The sequence below is a fragment of the Pseudarthrobacter sulfonivorans genome, from assembly GCF_031454915.1.
Lineage (GTDB): Bacteria > Actinomycetota > Actinomycetes > Actinomycetales > Micrococcaceae > Arthrobacter > Arthrobacter sulfonivorans_C.
This window is the reverse complement of the sequence record NZ_JAVDRS010000009.1, coordinates 35,885-51,114: the sequence shown is the minus strand read 5'-3', so window position 1 is coordinate 51,114 and position 15,230 is coordinate 35,885. Positions and strand designations below refer to the sequence as shown.

At 62.5% G+C, this 15,230-nt stretch carries 11 protein-coding genes and 1 pseudogene; 8 read left to right on the top strand and 4 right to left on the bottom strand.

Features of this window, described 5'->3' with window-relative positions:
* Nucleotides 1-515 precede the first annotated feature (515 nt).
* Nucleotides 516-2,048 carry an SLC13 family permease gene (locus tag J2808_RS18120; RefSeq protein ID WP_309819425.1) on the top strand — a complete coding sequence of 511 codons (1,533 nt, stop codon included), beginning with the start codon at nucleotides 516-518 and terminating at the stop codon, nucleotides 2,046-2,048.
* Between the two features lie 424 nt (nucleotides 2,049-2,472).
* On the opposite strand, the gene J2808_RS18115 is transcribed toward J2808_RS18120, so the two are convergent.
* Nucleotides 2,473-2,733, bottom strand: coding sequence for a hypothetical protein (locus J2808_RS18115; RefSeq protein ID WP_309819424.1), 261 nt, complete (start codon nucleotides 2,731-2,733; stop codon nucleotides 2,473-2,475).
* A gap of 464 nt (nucleotides 2,734-3,197) precedes the next feature.
* Here J2808_RS18115 and J2808_RS18110 point away from each other — a divergent pair, with 464 nt between their 5' ends.
* The 5 genes and pseudogenes from J2808_RS18110 to J2808_RS18090 all read left to right on the top strand — a co-directional run.
* Nucleotides 3,198-4,121 carry a LysR family transcriptional regulator gene (locus tag J2808_RS18110; protein WP_309819421.1) on the top strand — a complete coding sequence of 308 codons (924 nt, stop codon included), beginning with the start codon at nucleotides 3,198-3,200 and terminating at the stop codon, nucleotides 4,119-4,121.
* Between the two features lie 131 nt (nucleotides 4,122-4,252).
* Nucleotides 4,253-5,350 (top strand): tartrate dehydrogenase, encoded by a 1,098-nt coding sequence (locus J2808_RS18105; protein ID WP_309819419.1) that lies wholly within the window; start codon nucleotides 4,253-4,255, stop codon nucleotides 5,348-5,350.
* A 145-nt stretch (nucleotides 5,351-5,495) separates the two neighbouring features.
* Nucleotides 5,496-6,965, top strand: a complete 1,470-nt coding sequence (dctA, locus tag J2808_RS18100; protein WP_309819417.1) for a C4-dicarboxylate transporter DctA — start codon at nucleotides 5,496-5,498, stop codon at nucleotides 6,963-6,965.
* Between the two features lie 5 nt (nucleotides 6,966-6,970).
* Nucleotides 6,971-8,131 carry a glycerate kinase gene (locus J2808_RS18095; RefSeq protein ID WP_309819415.1) on the top strand — a complete coding sequence of 387 codons (1,161 nt, stop codon included), beginning with the start codon at nucleotides 6,971-6,973 and terminating at the stop codon, nucleotides 8,129-8,131.
* A 167-nt stretch (nucleotides 8,132-8,298) separates the two neighbouring features.
* Nucleotides 8,299-9,072, top strand: a pseudogene (locus J2808_RS18090) (pyruvate kinase); the annotation flags it as partial.
* A gap of 239 nt (nucleotides 9,073-9,311) precedes the next feature.
* Here J2808_RS18090 and J2808_RS18085 read toward each other — a convergent pair.
* The 3 genes from J2808_RS18085 to J2808_RS18075 form a co-directional block, all read right to left on the bottom strand.
* Entirely contained in the window at nucleotides 9,312-10,151 is an 840-nt protein-coding gene (locus tag J2808_RS18085; protein ID WP_309819746.1) for a sucrase ferredoxin, read from the bottom strand.
* A gap of 64 nt (nucleotides 10,152-10,215) precedes the next feature.
* Nucleotides 10,216-11,382, bottom strand: coding sequence for a cupin domain-containing protein (locus J2808_RS18080; protein ID WP_309819744.1), 1,167 nt, complete (start codon nucleotides 11,380-11,382; stop codon nucleotides 10,216-10,218).
* 19 nt (nucleotides 11,383-11,401) lie between these two features.
* On the bottom strand, nucleotides 11,402-11,596 hold the full coding sequence (locus tag J2808_RS18075) for a hypothetical protein (protein ID WP_309819413.1): 195 nt from the start codon (nucleotides 11,594-11,596) through the stop codon (nucleotides 11,402-11,404).
* Nucleotides 11,597-12,380: 784 nt separating this feature from the next.
* Between J2808_RS18075 and J2808_RS18070 the strand changes: the two genes are divergently transcribed.
* Both J2808_RS18070 and J2808_RS18065 read left to right on the top strand, forming a co-directional pair.
* Nucleotides 12,381-13,205, top strand: a complete 825-nt coding sequence (locus J2808_RS18070; protein ID WP_309819411.1) for an alpha/beta fold hydrolase — start codon at nucleotides 12,381-12,383, stop codon at nucleotides 13,203-13,205.
* Nucleotides 13,206-13,908: 703 nt separating this feature from the next.
* The gene (locus J2808_RS18065; protein ID WP_309819410.1) at nucleotides 13,909-15,204 is read left to right on the top strand and encodes an FG-GAP-like repeat-containing protein; all 1,296 of its coding nucleotides are present in this window, start codon (nucleotides 13,909-13,911) and stop codon (nucleotides 15,202-15,204) included.
* The last annotated feature ends 26 nt before the right edge of the window (nucleotides 15,205-15,230 follow it).

The window sequence follows — 15,230 nt, the reverse complement described above, 5'->3', positions numbered from 1 at the left end:
CCTAACGAGCCGACAATCCTCGTCCAAAGAACACGATGCGCAACGTGGTTTGCTCGTGAAAATACGAAGAAACTTTCATAGTTTATCCACCGCTGCTGCTGCCAGGGAGCTACCCAACGGCTCCCGCTTCCAGCCGTGGATAACCTGAATTGACCCCAGCCATGGATGGATCAATGTCGCCACCGGTTGCGCCCGCTTGATCAGCAAGCACGGGTTGGTTCCCCTGGTGCAGTGTTGGTTTAGGTCCAAGCAGTGGCGGGACGCGTATCTATTTGCCCCAGTGAGGCAGCGCTGGTCGAAGGGTCGCCGGTGGGGGGCTGAGATCGGTTTTTCCTATCAGGTCAGTAGGGAATCCGTCTTGGACGTGATTCGGGTCACGGATGCACAGTTGGTTCAAACCCAACGATGAAAGGACGACGATGTCCAGCAAACTAACGGCATCCTCAGCGGCCGATTCCTCACCTCAAAGGACGGATGTTCGAGCCGCCTTACTGGGCGGTAAAACCTTCAGGAGTTTGAGCGAGCAGAAGCTCTCTCCGCGGGAAGAAAAATTCGAGCGGGCCCGGCAGACTCTGGGATTCTTCCTGGCGCCGGCAGTAGCAATTATTTTCGCGCTTATTCCCACAGGGATGGACCACACGCAGCAACTGTTAGCAGCCGTCTTGCTGGGCGTCATCATCCTCTGGATCTGCGAACCCGTACCCATCCCAGTAGGCGGGCTCATCGGTGTCGCCGCTATCGTCCTGCTCGGCGTGGCACCTGCCAGTGACGTACTGCGACCCTTTGGCTCCACAACCATCTTTACCTTCATCGGCGCCTTCATCCTCGCTGCCGCCATGCTCAAACACGGCATCGCTCAACGGCTGGCATTCGCCGTCCTGTCCATTCCCGGTATCGCCAAATCCACCTACCGCGTGATCATCGCCTTCGGCGTAATCACCTGCTTGCTGTCCGCGTTCGTTTCAAACACCGCCACGGTGGCGATGTTGATGCCGACCGCCCTGGGCATCCTGGCTGTCATCGGACAACTGATGCAGGACCGCGGCGTCGTCAAGTCCGATTTCGACCCGCTGCGTCTTCGCGTGGGCGCAGCACTGATGCTGATGCTTGCCTATGGCGCCAGCGTCGGTGGCCTCCTGACCCCTGTAGGATCGCCCCCGAACCTGATCGGCCGCGGACTCATAGAGGAAGCAACCGGTGTTCAGATTTCCTTCGTCCAGTGGACAGCCACCGTGGCCCCGCTCTGCGTTGCGATGTTTGCGGTGCTGGCTCTCACCATGTTCCTCCTCAACAAACCGGAGATCCGCCGGATTGACGGCGTAGATGAGTTCATCCGGGAGCAGAAGAACCAGCAGGGAAAGATGTCCCGGGCGGAGATCAACACTCTTATCGCTTTTGGCCTGACCGTCACACTGTGGTTGCTCCCGGCATTCGCCAGCCTCATCGCCGGCCCGGATTCCGAAATTTACACCTTTCTCGATAACCGGCTGGACGAAGGCATCGTTGCCGTGATCGGCGCTTCCCTGCTGTTTATCCTTCCGACCAACTGGAAGGAGCGCCGCGCAACCCTGACGTGGGCCGACGCAGCGAAAATCGATTGGGGAACGATTCTCCTTTTCGGTACGGGCATCATCTTCGGCGCCCTTCTTTCGTCCACCGGTCTTGCCGAAACGATAGGCAATGCTGCCGCCGATAACCTGGGAGTCACCAGCGTCGTAGCGATCACCGCATTCTCGGCAGTCCTGGCCATCCTCATCTCGGAGACAACCAGCAACACTGCATCTGCCGCCGTCGTTGTTCCCATCGTCATCCCGTTGTGTGTCGCCATGGGGGTAGACCCTCTTGTTCCTGCCTTGGCAGCAACGTTCGCCGCATCCTTCGGCTTCATGCTGCCGGTCTCCACCCCGCAAAACGCCATTGTCTACGGCTCGGGCGCTGTTCCTATCACGCGCATGGTCCGCACCGGATTCGCCTTTGACATCCTTGGTGCCATCCTGATCGTCAGCATCGTCCCGATCATGATCGGTGTGACCGGTATTGGCCAATAGCAACAAAATCACAACCGGAACAGCCATCCAAAGGGGGAATCTCGGAGCGATGAATTTCCCGGCGCGGGCACGCGGAACCGCAACACGCACCCGAGAGACGGGGCCCGCGCCGGGTCTTAATTTCTGCTGTTTACACAGCAAGCTCGGAAGGCATGCGTCACTATCAGCGATGCGTTCACGACAGAGCGGCCGCCACACGGGCGAGGGATGGAGCGTTCCGGTGTCCCACACGACATCAGAATGGTGTCGACCGGGATCCAAGTGCACCCACCAGCGTGAGTCTGTCCCGAACACTGCCGGTTCCTGCCAGTGGCCGGATAATGTTTGCCTGCTCGGCGAGACGTGGGGCAGTGCGGGGTTTAGCCTTTACCCGGGCGGGGCTGGTCGGTATGGCATGACCGGCGGCAGGGTTGTTTCTTTCCCGCTAGGGATTTGAGTCCAGGAATGTGGTGTATCCCTCGGTCCGGTCCAGCAGGCGGCGCCCGGCGCCGCTGTCCTGCAACAGCCACAAGTACCACCCGTCAGCGGAGATGTCGTCCACACGTCCCGTTATCCGTGGGTTGCGCTTATCCGATGTCAGGAGCACGACGGTGTCACCAGGGGTTAGCTCGCGCCAGTTGCCTATTTCCTTGCGCAGGCGGCTGGAGAGCATGGAGTGGGGAGTGCCGGGATTCGAGATATACATGCCGTGGCCCTTCGTTTTATCAAGGTCGATGCTCAAATGACCGTCGAGTGTGTTCGTTGTGCCGTTTCCTTGGCGGGAAGGATGGCGGGTTAACACCGGCCATTTCCTCCGGACGCGGCCCCCTGGCAGCTGCCACTGAACTCGTTGTTGCAGCAAACGTAGAAGGGACCACGTTCTTCTCGTTTTGGAACGTGGCGCAGCCGTCCGCGGAACGTTCTCGTACGCCTATCCCCGCCACGTGATGATGCATGGCGGGCGAACCGCCTAAACCTTTGGGCAGTTGCGGCTCCTGAAGTGCCTGTTGTGTCGTTCCATTAGAGCCACTGGTTGGGGATGCGTCCAAGACTTAGAAGCAATCCGGCTGATAGGCGTAGGCTATTTACGCCCTGACCCTCGTCCCGCAGAGGGCCGCTCAAGGGCGTTGTCGCCACAACCCCAGGCTCGAAACCCGTTGAAGGAGCTGCGTGGATACGCGAAAGCTGAAGTACTTTTTGGCCGTGGTTGATCACAACGGGTTCAACCGCGCGGCCGAGCATTTACTAATCGCCCAGCCCTCGCTCTCACAGACCATCGCGAGTCTGGAAAAAGACCTGGGCGTCCCGCTGTTTCATCGCATCGGCCGCCGCGCCGTCCTCAGCGAAGCGGGCAAAGAGCTCGTCGGACCGGCCAGACTGGTGATGCGAGATCTCGATGCGGCGGCCTCGGCCGTCCAGGCGCTTCGCGGAATCCGAAGTGGGCGGCTGGACATCATTTCCATGCCCTCCCCCGGCATCGAGCCGCTGACGTCCATGATCGCCGGCTTCACCCGGCTGCACCCTTCTGTCCGGCTCAATGTCAGCGCCGCCTTCACACCGGAAGAAGTTATTGACTCTGTCCGCTCAGGCAGCACGGAAATCGGCCTCGCCGGCTCCCCTACACCCATCCGGGTACCCGGAGTCCAGGTCCTTGAGCTGGAACGCCAGCCCCTGATACTCATCGTCAACCCCCAAGCCGACACCTTCAACCACGGAACGTCGATACAACGCGACGACTTGGGCGGCCACCGGCTCATCGCCAGCCAGCGCGGATCCCTGATGCGCTGGCTGGTCGATGACGCGCTGGCCCACGGCGTCGACACCGAAATCGTTGTCGAAGTGGCCCACCGGACCTCCATTCTCCCCCTTGTGCTCGCGGGCGTGGGGCACGCCGTCATGCCTTCATCCTGGGCACCCCTGGCCCACAAAATAGGACTCAGAACCCTGCTGATAGAGCCCGTCTCCCACTTGGACGTCGCGATCCTCAGCCGGAAGGAAGACCTCACGCCAGCTGCCCGGGCCTTCCTGACGGTGGCAGAACTCCACGCCTCCCCGGACCCCGAAGCTGCCGCTGGGCCCCCGCGGCATCGATAGGCGGAGCCTATATGCCGTATCGAATCTTGGTCTTGGACGCCGCATAGAAGCAGGCCGTCTACTTGAAGAGGAAGAACAGTGTGACCCCGCTAACAGGCTCACTGCTAAAAACTCAACGAGGAGGTAGGCACATGAGCGCCACCCAGAAATTCAGCATCGCATCCATCCCCGCCGACGGCGTAGGCAAGGAAGTCGTCTCTGCAGGCCGCCGCGTCCTGGACGCGCTGGCCGAGAACTCCAACGGCAAGTTCGCCTTCAACTGGACCGAATTCCCCTGGGGCTGCGGCTACTACGCAGAAACCGGAAAGATGATGGCCGACGATGGCCTGGAGACGCTGAAGAACTTCGATGCGATCTACTTCGGCGCGGTCGGCTGGGAGAACGTCCCGGACCACATCAGCCTCTGGGGCCTGCGCCTGAACATCACCCAGAACTTCGATCAGTGGGCCAACATCCGCCCCGTGAAGTTCCTGCCGGGCGTCCAGTCCCCGCTGCGCAAGGCTGACAACACCGAACTTGACTGGGTAGTTGTCCGCGAGAACAGCGAAGGCGAATACGCCGGCCTCGGTGGCCGGAACCTCAGCGGCCGTGGCCCCGGCAACGAGGTTGCCCTGCAGACCGCACTGTTTACCGAGAAGGGCTGTGAGCGCATCATGCGCTTCGCGTTCGACCTGGCCCGGACCCGCACCGTGAAGAAGGTCTCCTCGGTCACCAAGTCCAACGCCCAGCAGTACGGCATGGTCCTTTGGGACGAAGTGTTCAACCGCGTGACCTTGGACTACCCGGACGTCCAGACCGAAAGCGTCCTCGTGGATGCCATGAGCGCCAAGTTCATCCTCAAGCCCGAGGACCTGTCCGTGGTGGTGGCGTCCAACCTGAACGCCGACATCCTCTCGGACCTTGGCTCCGCGCTTGCCGGCAGCCTGGGCCTGGCAGCCAGCGCCAATCTGAACCCGGAACGCCGCTTCCCCTCCATGTTCGAACCGGTCCACGGTTCCGCTCCGGACATCGCCGGGAAGGGCATCAGCAACCCGATCGGCGCCATCGCCTCCGCTGCCCTGATGCTGGACCACTTCGGCCTTCACGAGGAAGCACGCAAGGTTGAAGCCGCCATCGAAACTGCCACCGGTTCCGGCCACCTCACCCGCGACGTCGGCGGGAATGCCAAAACCGAAGACGTCACCGAGGCAATCATCAAGGCCCTGACCAACACGCTGGCCGCCGTCTAGCCAGAACGCGCGACCGGCCAGGGACGATCCCGGCGGTCTGTACATAGCCCGGAGTGGACGGCGGCAGAACACCGCCGCCGTCCACTCCGTCATGCCCATCTTCATCGAGCACCCTCCAGCTACATTCCACAACGAGGTAGGAATCATGGACCACATCACTACCGCCGGCACAGCCTCGGCGGCCCGCAAAACACCTCTGTACCGCCAACTGTATTTCTGGGTACTGACCGCCATCGTTATCGGCATTCTCGTCGGCTGGCTCGCACCCAGCGTCGGCATCGCCATGGAACCCATCGGGACCACCTTCGTGGACGCGATGAAGATGCTCATCGGCCCGATCGTTTTTCTGACCATCGTTGGCGGCATCGCCAGTGTCGCGGACCTGAAGAAGGTGGGCATGACGGGCCTGAAGGCCCTTACCTACTTCCAGGTCGGCACCATCCTGGCCATGATCTTCGGTCTCGTGGCAATCAACATCTTCCGGCTGGGCGATGGAGTCAACGCAGATGCTGGCAGCATCGAGACCTCCGAGTCCGCCGCGAAGCTGATCGACGCCGGCGCGAACCAGGAATGGTGGCAGTTCCTCACCCACATCATCCCGGAAAGCATGGTCTCCCCCTTCGTTGAGGGCAACATCCTGCAGATCATCTTCATCGCCGTCATCTTCGGCATCGCCCTGAACGCCATGGGCAAGGTCGGCGCCCCCGTCCTGGACGGTGTACAGCGCCTCACCGGGGTCATGTTTAAGATCCTCAGCTTCATCATGAAAGCCGCCCCGATCGGTGCCTTCGGCGCCATGGCCTACGCCGTCGGCAAGTTCGGCGTCTCATCATTGACCAGCATGGGCGGACTGATCGCCCTGTTCTACATCACCTCGATCCTCTTCGTGGTGATCGTGCTCGGCTCCATCATGCTTTTCCTGAAGCTGAACATCTTCACGATGATCCGGCACCTCAAAGAGGAATACATGCTCATCCTCGGCACCTCCACCGCCGAACCTGCCTTGCCGGGCCTGATGCGCAAACTCGAGCACGCCGGCGTCAAGAAGGAAACCGTAGGCCTGGTCGTCCCCACCGGCTACAGCTTCAACCTCGACGGCGCTGCGATCTACCTTTCCCTCGCCGCCCTCTACATCGCCCAGGCCACCAACACGGACCTGTCCATCGGTGAACAACTGGGCCTTCTCGCCGTCATGCTCCTGACCTCCAAGGGCGCCGCGGGCGTTGCAGGTGGCGGCTTCATCGCCCTCACCGCCACCCTGACCACCCTCGGCACCATCCCGGCTGCGGGCATCATGCTCATCTTCGGCATCGACAAGTTCATGTCCGAATGCCGCGCCCTGGTGAACTTCACCGGTAACGCCGTGGCAACCCTCTTCATCGCCTGGTGGGACCGCACCCTCGACGCTGATCGTGCCCGCCGCGTCTTCGCCGGTGAAACCGTGGAGCCCATGCCCTCCGAGGACCCGATCCACCTGGATGAAGTCGTTGACATCGATGACGACCTCACCGAGTACGGACACCATGGGCCCAAGGAAGCTGTTTCCAAGCACGCGGGCCCGGTTGCCGAGCTTGCCCCCGCGGGCTCTCGTCCCATCCACTCGGAGACTGTCTAACTAACATGAGCACAACTACTGCCCCCAAGACCGTGCGGATCCTTATCGCCCCCGACAAGTTCAAGGGCAGCCTCACGGCCAGCGAGGTAGCGCAGGCCCTGGCAACAGGGCTTCGCTCCCCCGTTGACGTCCCAGGCACGGCCGGAGCGGTTCAGTGCGAACTGCTTCCCCTGGCGGACGGAGGTGACGGCAGCGTCGACGCCGCCGTCACCTCTGGCTTCACTCGCCACAGCTACACCGTTGCCGGCCCCACCGGCCAACCCGTACCGTCCAGCATCGCTTTCGACGGCACCACCGCCGTCGTCGAGGTGGCCAACACCTGCGGACTCGGACTGCTGCCCGAAGGCAAACTGGAGGCATTGAACTCCTCCAGCCGCGGATTCGGCGAAGCCGTCCTGTTCGCGCTCAGCCTTAACCCTGCAAAGATCGTCCTGGCACTGGGCGGCAGCGCCAGTACCGACGGCGGAATGGGAATGCTCACCGCCCTGGGCTACAGCTTCCACGACTCCGAAGGGCGCCAGCTCTACGGCAGCGGAGGAGCGTTGGCACAGATCCAGTCCGTTCACCGCACCGCGCTCCCGGAACTGCAGGACACCGAACTCGTCGTCGCGAGCGACGTCCATAACCCCCTCCGCGGCCCCAACGGCGCACCCGCGGTCTTCGCCCCACAAAAGGGTGCCACAGCGGAGGACGTCGCATTCCTCGACGACAGTCTGGGGCACTTCGTGACCAAAATGGCCGAAGCCGGATTCGCCGACGCGGAGTCACAGGCAGCACATGAAGGCGCCGGAAGCGCCGGCGGCATCGGCTACGCCTGCCTGCTGCTCGGCGCCAAACAGGTATCCGGAGCCGACTACTTCCTGGACCTGCTGGACTTCAACACCCGCAAGGACAGTTGCGACGTGGTGATCACCGGCGAAGGCAGCATCGACGAGCAGACCCTGGCAGGGAAACTGCCCGCCGCTGTTGCGCGACGGTCAGGCACCCGCCCCATCATCGCTGTCGCGGGCCGGTCACTGCTTCCCAAGGAGCGATGGTCTGAAATGGCCCTCACCCGGGTTTACACCTTGGCGGACTACACCGATCTGGACTCCTCCAAAGACCCTCACCTCTCCGCCACTTTGCTCCGACAAATCGGCAGAGAAATCGGAACAAGCCTCCTGTAGCTGAACTCCACACAGCGCGGGAAGCAGAAACACCCGCCCGGGATAACGCGGGCGGGTGTTTCCGTACTCGAAATCCATGCAAAGAATACAAGGGTAGGTATATGAGACGCGCGAAAATTGTGGCTACGTTCGGCCCAGCAATTGCCAGCTAGGAGAACACCCTCGCGGTGCTGGGAGGCCGGCGTTGACGTCGCCCGCATGAACATGAGCCATGGCGATTACAGGGTTTATGACAACACCTACGAGAACGTCCGGAAGGCAGCGGCGGAGCTGACCAAACCGGTGGTCATCATGGCTGACTTGCAGGGTCCGAAGATTCGCCTGGGTCGGTTCGGTGGCGGCCCACACGCCCTCGCCGTTGGTGACACCTTCACCATCGAGGATGTCCCCGGCACAAGGGACATCTGTTCCACCACGCTGAAGAGCCTCACCGAGGACGTCAACGTGGGTGATGCCCTGCTGATCGACGACGGAAAGGTGGCCCTGCGCGCCACTGCCGTGGACGACGGCAAGGTGGTTGCCCAGGTGACCGTGGGCGGCATGGTGTCCAACAACAAGGCATCAACCTTCCGGCGTTGCCGTCAACGGCCCTGCGTTGAGCGAAAAGGACGAGGACGACCTCCGCTGGGCCATGCGCCGCGGAGTTGACCTGGTGGCGCTGCCTTCGTGCGTGACGCCAATGACATCAAGCGCGTGCACGAGATCATGGACGAGGAAGGCCGCCGCGTGCCGGTCATCGCCAAGATCCTGGAGTCCATGATCGACAACCCGCGGCCCACCCGTGCAGAGGCTTCCGACTGCGCCAACGCCCTGCTCGACGGTGCGGACGCCGTAATGCTCTCCGGTGAGACCAGCGTGGGCGAGTACCCGATCGAAACGGTCAAGGTCATGGCCGGATCATTGAATCCGCCGAGGTCCATGGCCTGGAGCGCGTCCCCCCCTATAAGCGTGTCTGACAGCTATCGCCGGACATTCAGCGTTAACATTGAAGGGCGTTCGGCCAGAAACAGCGGGCAACCCAGGGCAACACCTTGGTAATCGTTCATGCTGGAAAGCCTTCTTGGCGCCTCGTGATCGTACGCGTTAGGGGCTGCATCCTGTGCGTACTGCGCGGAATGGATGTAGGGCAGCTGCCGGGTGGCTAGATGGACATCCAGCGGGCATGTACGGTCCGCAAGTGTCAGGTTCTGCGGACGGAAGTGGGTTCGTAGACTATGACCGAACCCGCCGCCGGTCCCCGGCAGGTCAGCTGACGCGGCGGTGAGCGGCGGGACTGCAGTTCCACCTCGATGCGCGCCGGGTGGGGCGGGCGGCCGGTGATATGGATGTGCCAGTGCTCGCCCTCGCGCACGGTCTCAGTGACTTGGTAGTCATTCCGGCCGGCCGGGCCGAAATGACCCAGCACGGCCGCGACGGCGGCTTGTTGTGGTGGGAAGAGGTCCGTGTATCCGCGCAGATACTCTGCGCGGATACGGCCGCCGAAGTGATCCTCGATCGTGGCGACAGAGGACTCGGCATCGAGTCCGCCGTAATACACGCCATCGGGAGCGACCACCGCGGTAGCTGCGAACCTGTCACCGCCAACATGGGAGCACTCCCACACCAGCTCTGGCCAACGGTCACTGAGTGCACGTCCAACGGGCCGTCCCCGCACTGCGCAGCAGGGGTCATGCTGACCATGAGCGCAGATCAGGATGACCGGCGGTAAACCGCGCTTTCCGGGCGATGCCAGGGCTGGGACAATCTCTGCAAGGTCCTCGTCCCGGTCCCACGTTCCCCATAGCTGTTGATAGGCACCGGAGCTTTGATGGCGCAGTATGGCCCAACGGCTGGGACCGTGGCGCCGGCGGGGGCCGGGCCGCCGCACCAAGAGAACCCGTGCACGCGCAGTCCGCGCGGCGGACAGGACGAGGGCTTGGGTCCCGGCCGCAAGGTCAAGGCCCTCGAAGCCGTTGGGAGGCCACCCGCCACGGTACTCGATGAGGACCCAAACCACACCGGGTGACGCCGTGCCGGCCATCGAGTCGCCGCGCATCCGAGCGCTTTCCGCGCAGAAGAAACGTTCTGTTGGGGCCACCGGGAAGTCACTGTTCAACGGGGACGAGAACTCCTGCGCGTAACAGCCTTTCGACGAGGGCAACGCCGAGATCTGCCGCGGGGTGATCCTTGCCGTCGAGCAGGCGCCTTACGGACGGCAGATTTGCCTCGGGGAAGTCGAGCCAACCCACGCGGGTAGTCAGGCGTGAACCCTCCAGCCGTGCCTCCAGTGCATCCCGAAGCCGCACTAGCGACCCGGGGCCGAGGCCCTCGACGGCCGCGAGCTGGGCCACCGGACCCAGTGGGGCCGGGCGCCCCTGTCCCCTCCGGGCACGGTGGAAAAGGGAAGCGGCATCAGCCTCAAGAACGGCGGCGGCGAGACGTTCACGGACGGCGGCGATCTCGCCGTCGGGTCCCTCCACGCCCATTGGCAACGAACGGCGCATCTCGGGATCGTCGTCCAGTGCCGCAAGCGCGGCCTGCGCGAGGTGTTCGGCCAGCGCATGGCGGGTCCAGCTGTGGACTCCCAGCGTGAGATGGATCGAGACCTTGCCCTGCGCTTCGGCGGCATGCAACCAGCCACGCGGCAGGTAGAGGACATCGCCGGGCCCGAGGACCGTGTCGATGTAAGCCTCGCCTTGAGCGGCCTCGGCGACGGCGGAGCGACGATCGGTCCAGGGCTGGCTGCGCAGCGGGTCCACGTGGACCGGCTCGTGGATGATCCAGCGCTTTGTTCCCTCGATCTGCAGAACAAAGACATCGTGGACGTCGTAGTGATCGTCGAATCCACGGTTCTGGGGCGGGGTGACGTAGGCATTGACCTGCACAGGATGCCCAAGCTCGGTGCTCAGCTGAGTGCTGAACCTCGACACAGGCTCCCACGTGCGATGCAGAGCCTGCAGGACCAGGGTGGCTCCGTCGGCGAATTTGCGCCAAAGCTTCGTGTCATCAAGCTGGTCAGAGATGGTGGCGCCAACGCCTGCCGGTGAGGTGAACGAGGAGTCGGGAAGGGTTGAGCCGCCCTTGGCGACGCGCAGGAAAGGTGTCCGCAGTCCGCGGCGCGAGATCAGTTCGTCGACGGCGTTGGCTGAGAACAAATCGGAGAAGTCGCTGACACCCCGGGTGAGCAGCGCGGTCCGCCCCCAGACGTCGCTGGCGAACCTCTCATGGCCGATGTCGATCAGGCGTGTTTCCAAAACCCCGGCGTCCTTCACCGCGCCGGGGTCCTGGAAGTCAGTGCTGGTGGTGCACAAACTTAGCTGCCTGGTTGTGCGGCGCCGCCATCGGCACCACCATCGGCACCACCATCAGCACCACCATCAGCACCACCATCAGCACCACCATCAGCACCACCATCAGCACCACCATCAGCACCACCATCAGCACCACCATCAGCGCCGCCGTCAGCACCACCATCAGCGCCGCCATCGGCACCGCCGTCCTGGGCGCCGGGGATGCCGGCCGCGCCACCGTCTGCTGGGCCCTCCTGCTGGCTTGGATCCTGCTCTGGAATAGTCATGCTTCCTCCCGAGAATCGAATGGCGTACTCCAGGCTCCGATTTATCGGCCCCTGGTTCCAAACTGAGCGATCCTTTATCGACACCGCTCGTGATCACCCTATCGATATGGGTCAGCCCTGGGAACAGCTCGCACGCACTCAGCGTCCCAAGGCCGGACACGTCATTCCTTGGAGTCCACCGGTGCGTCGTGGACAGCCTGACGGAAGTCGTCCAAGCCGTATTGGGACAACCATCGACCGGCTATGTCTTTCTTAGGCCTTCAACGTGCTGGGTCGAAGTTTTCTTAGCGCATAGTCGAGGACTACTGCGAAATCGTCGGCCTCTATGGCGTCATTATATTGCGCGTGGGGCAGTGTGGTCCCCAGTCCCACACACCTCGCCCTAAGCCACAGGCTCGCCCGCGTAGGCCAAGGACAGGCGGTGGTGCTCTGTTATGTACTCATGTTCCGGATGAGTCCGGCTGGAAGCGCGCGCCGACACTTCCGTGGATAGCTGTAGCCGGTTTGGTTCGCCCATGCCCTGACTGACAACGCTCTGATCGCGATCATGGTCCCTGTCGGAGGAGTCGCGTAAGCCGCGTCGCATGTAATGGGCTGAATCGACGTCACCTTGAAGTTCATAGTGGGAGGATCCCTAGGATTCTCTATAGTATCTGGGACAGGAAGCCACCCTACGCGAGGGTCAGTGAGAACGTGATCGAAGCAGTTGCTGCGGTAATCGGCCGGAACAATGTCACCATATTCGGCCGGGATGATGGGCCTGTGATGATGTTTGCCCACGGTTTTGGCTGCGATCAGGCTATGTGGCGGAAGCTGCTGCCCTATTTCGTTGATGATTACCGGCTGGTGCTTTTTGATCATGTTGGTGCGGGACACTCCGACATCAGCGCCTATGACTGGGAGAAGTACGGCTCCCTAAAGGGGTACGCGTCGGACCTGCTGGAGATTTGCGCGGCCCTTGAACTTGAGGACGTCATCCTGGTGGGCCACAGTGTCAGCACGATGATCGCCGTGATCGCCGCAGTGCAGGACCCCAACCGATTCTCCCACCTGGTCCTGCTTGCTCCTTCACCCCGTCACACGGATGACCCGTACGACGGCTACGTGGGCGGGTTTTCGCGGGAAGACATCGAGGGCCTGCTGGCATCTCTGGACAGCAACTATTTCGCCTGGGCCGCGGCCTTGGCGCCCATGGTCATGGGCAACCCGCAGGAGCCGGAATTAGCGGAGGACCTGCGTGCCAGCTTCTGCCGGACAAATCCGACCATCGCACGGCACTTCGCCGGGGTAACTTTTTTCTCCGATACTCGCCCTGAACTGAAAAAGTTGCGCACCAGCTGCCTGATTCTGCAGTGCTCCGAGGATCGGCTTGCCCCGCCGGAAGTGGGCGCCTACCTGTACAAGAATCTGGAACACGGCACCCTGGTGCAGCTTCAGGCCACCGGGCACTGCCCCCACGTCAGCGCTCCAGGGGAAACGGCCCGGGCGATTCTGCACTACCTCGACACCCGCTCGTGACAGGCCGCGGGCCCCTCCCTCGCTCGACTTTCAAGCCTTCTTTCGTCAGGCACCCTGGGCTGGTCAGCCTGAGCAGTTCTACAAGCCAGTGCCGGGACCGGCAGAGCGGCAGAGGACGGCTCGCTTACAGCAACCCTTTACTCGCTCACCCCTGGGCTCCTGGCAGCCGCTCTTTCACGGCATTGCCTAGGTAGGGCACACCCCAGCTAGGCGTCAGGCAGACATTCAAACAGCGTCAGGATAGGGTCCAGAAGGGGTTTTCGGCAGCCTTCCGATGATCAGTCCTAGATTCCAATCTGACACCTGGTAGCGGGTACGCCCTCCCCCGGTGCTTTGGCCTAGATGAGCCCGCAATCGACCAAGACCCGCGGTCGGCGATAAAATGTTCACCTCGGATGAGGTGGTTGGCATGATGGTTGGCTCGCTCCGCCGGATGGTTCTAGCTGTTGGAACATCGCTTGCCCTCCTGTGTGGGTTCGTGACCGCCGCACCGCCGGTTCACGCCGCACCGCTCTATGGTCACGATGTGTCCTGGCCTCAATGTTCGCCCTCCGTCGGCGGGTTCGGCTTGCCTCTGCCACCGGTTTCCACCCAATTCGTCATTATTGGACTGACGAAGGGCTTGCCCTTCACCGAGAATCCTTGTCTGGCAAGCCAAGTTAACTGGACCAGAACCAACAACAAGAAGACCCATGGCTACGCAATGGCTGCGTTCCCCACCGCATCGCAGTTGAGTACCTACGGTGCCCGGGGACCATGGACTACCACCACTCGGGCCGGACAATTGTCCAACGTGGGCTACGCCGAAGCACAATTCGCCGTCGCCAGCATGAGCAGGGTCGGTTTCCATCCGCCGGTCGTATGGATTGACGTTGAGCCGCGGCCGGCTCAACCCTGGCTGACGAGCACCGCCGCTCAGCAGCGAGATAACCGGCTCATCATCGAGGGGTTGATGCGTGGCCTCCGCGACTCGGGGTTCTCCTATGGGCTGTACTCCTATGCGGCTGGTTGGGCTGACATCACGGGGTCGTGGCGGTTGCCTGGGGTGCCGGTGTGGGCCACCGCCGGGAGGCTCGACTATCCGGGCGAAGCGCTGGATCGGTGCCGGCAGCCCAGCTTCTCCGGCGGCCGGGTGTACCTCTCTCAGTGGTACGACGACACACGGGACTACGATCTGACGTGCGAACCCTACGCCTTCACGCCCCTGGCGATCCCGGCCTCGACCCTCTCACGGTCCACCGCCGACTTCAACGGTGACTGGAACAACGACCTGCTGGCCCGGGTGACAGCGACCGGAGACCTCCTGCTGTATCGGGGGAAAGGGAACGCAACGGTATGGCCTGGTGCACGCATCGGGGTCGGCTGGGCTGCGATGAACGCCCTCGAGACACCGGGAGACTTCAACGGTGACGGAAAAGCCGACGTGCTGGCCCGTGAAGCCGCTACCGGATATATGTGGCTTTACCGAGGGAACGGCGTTGGCGGTTGGCAGCCTCGGATGCGCGTTGGCCAGGGCTGGAACGTGTTCGATTCCATAGTGGGACCAGGAGATTTCAACGGAGACCAGTTTGTCGATGTCCTTGCGCGTGAGCGGTCAACCGGACACCTGTGGCTGTACCGGGGGAACGGGACAGGCGGATGGTTGCCGCGGGTACGAGTGGGAACTGGCTGGAATGCCTACAACTCCATCGTCGGCCCCGGGGACTTCAACGGCGACGGACGGGTGGACCTCCTGGCACGCGAAGCTGCGACTGGAGACCTATGGCTGTATCCGGGAAACGGCACAGGCGGATGGCTGCAACGCGTCCGGGTGGGACAAGGCTGGAATTCACTGACCACGGTGATGAGCCCTGGAGATTTTAATGGCGACCGTACCGCCGACGTGGTGGGACGGGACACTCAGGGCAACCTGTGGCTATACCGGGGCAATGGCTCAGGTGGGTGGCTGCCCCGAGCTCAAATGGGCAGCGGGTGGAACGGAATCGACTTGATCTTCTGAACTTCCGCACAGTTGCACCGAATCAA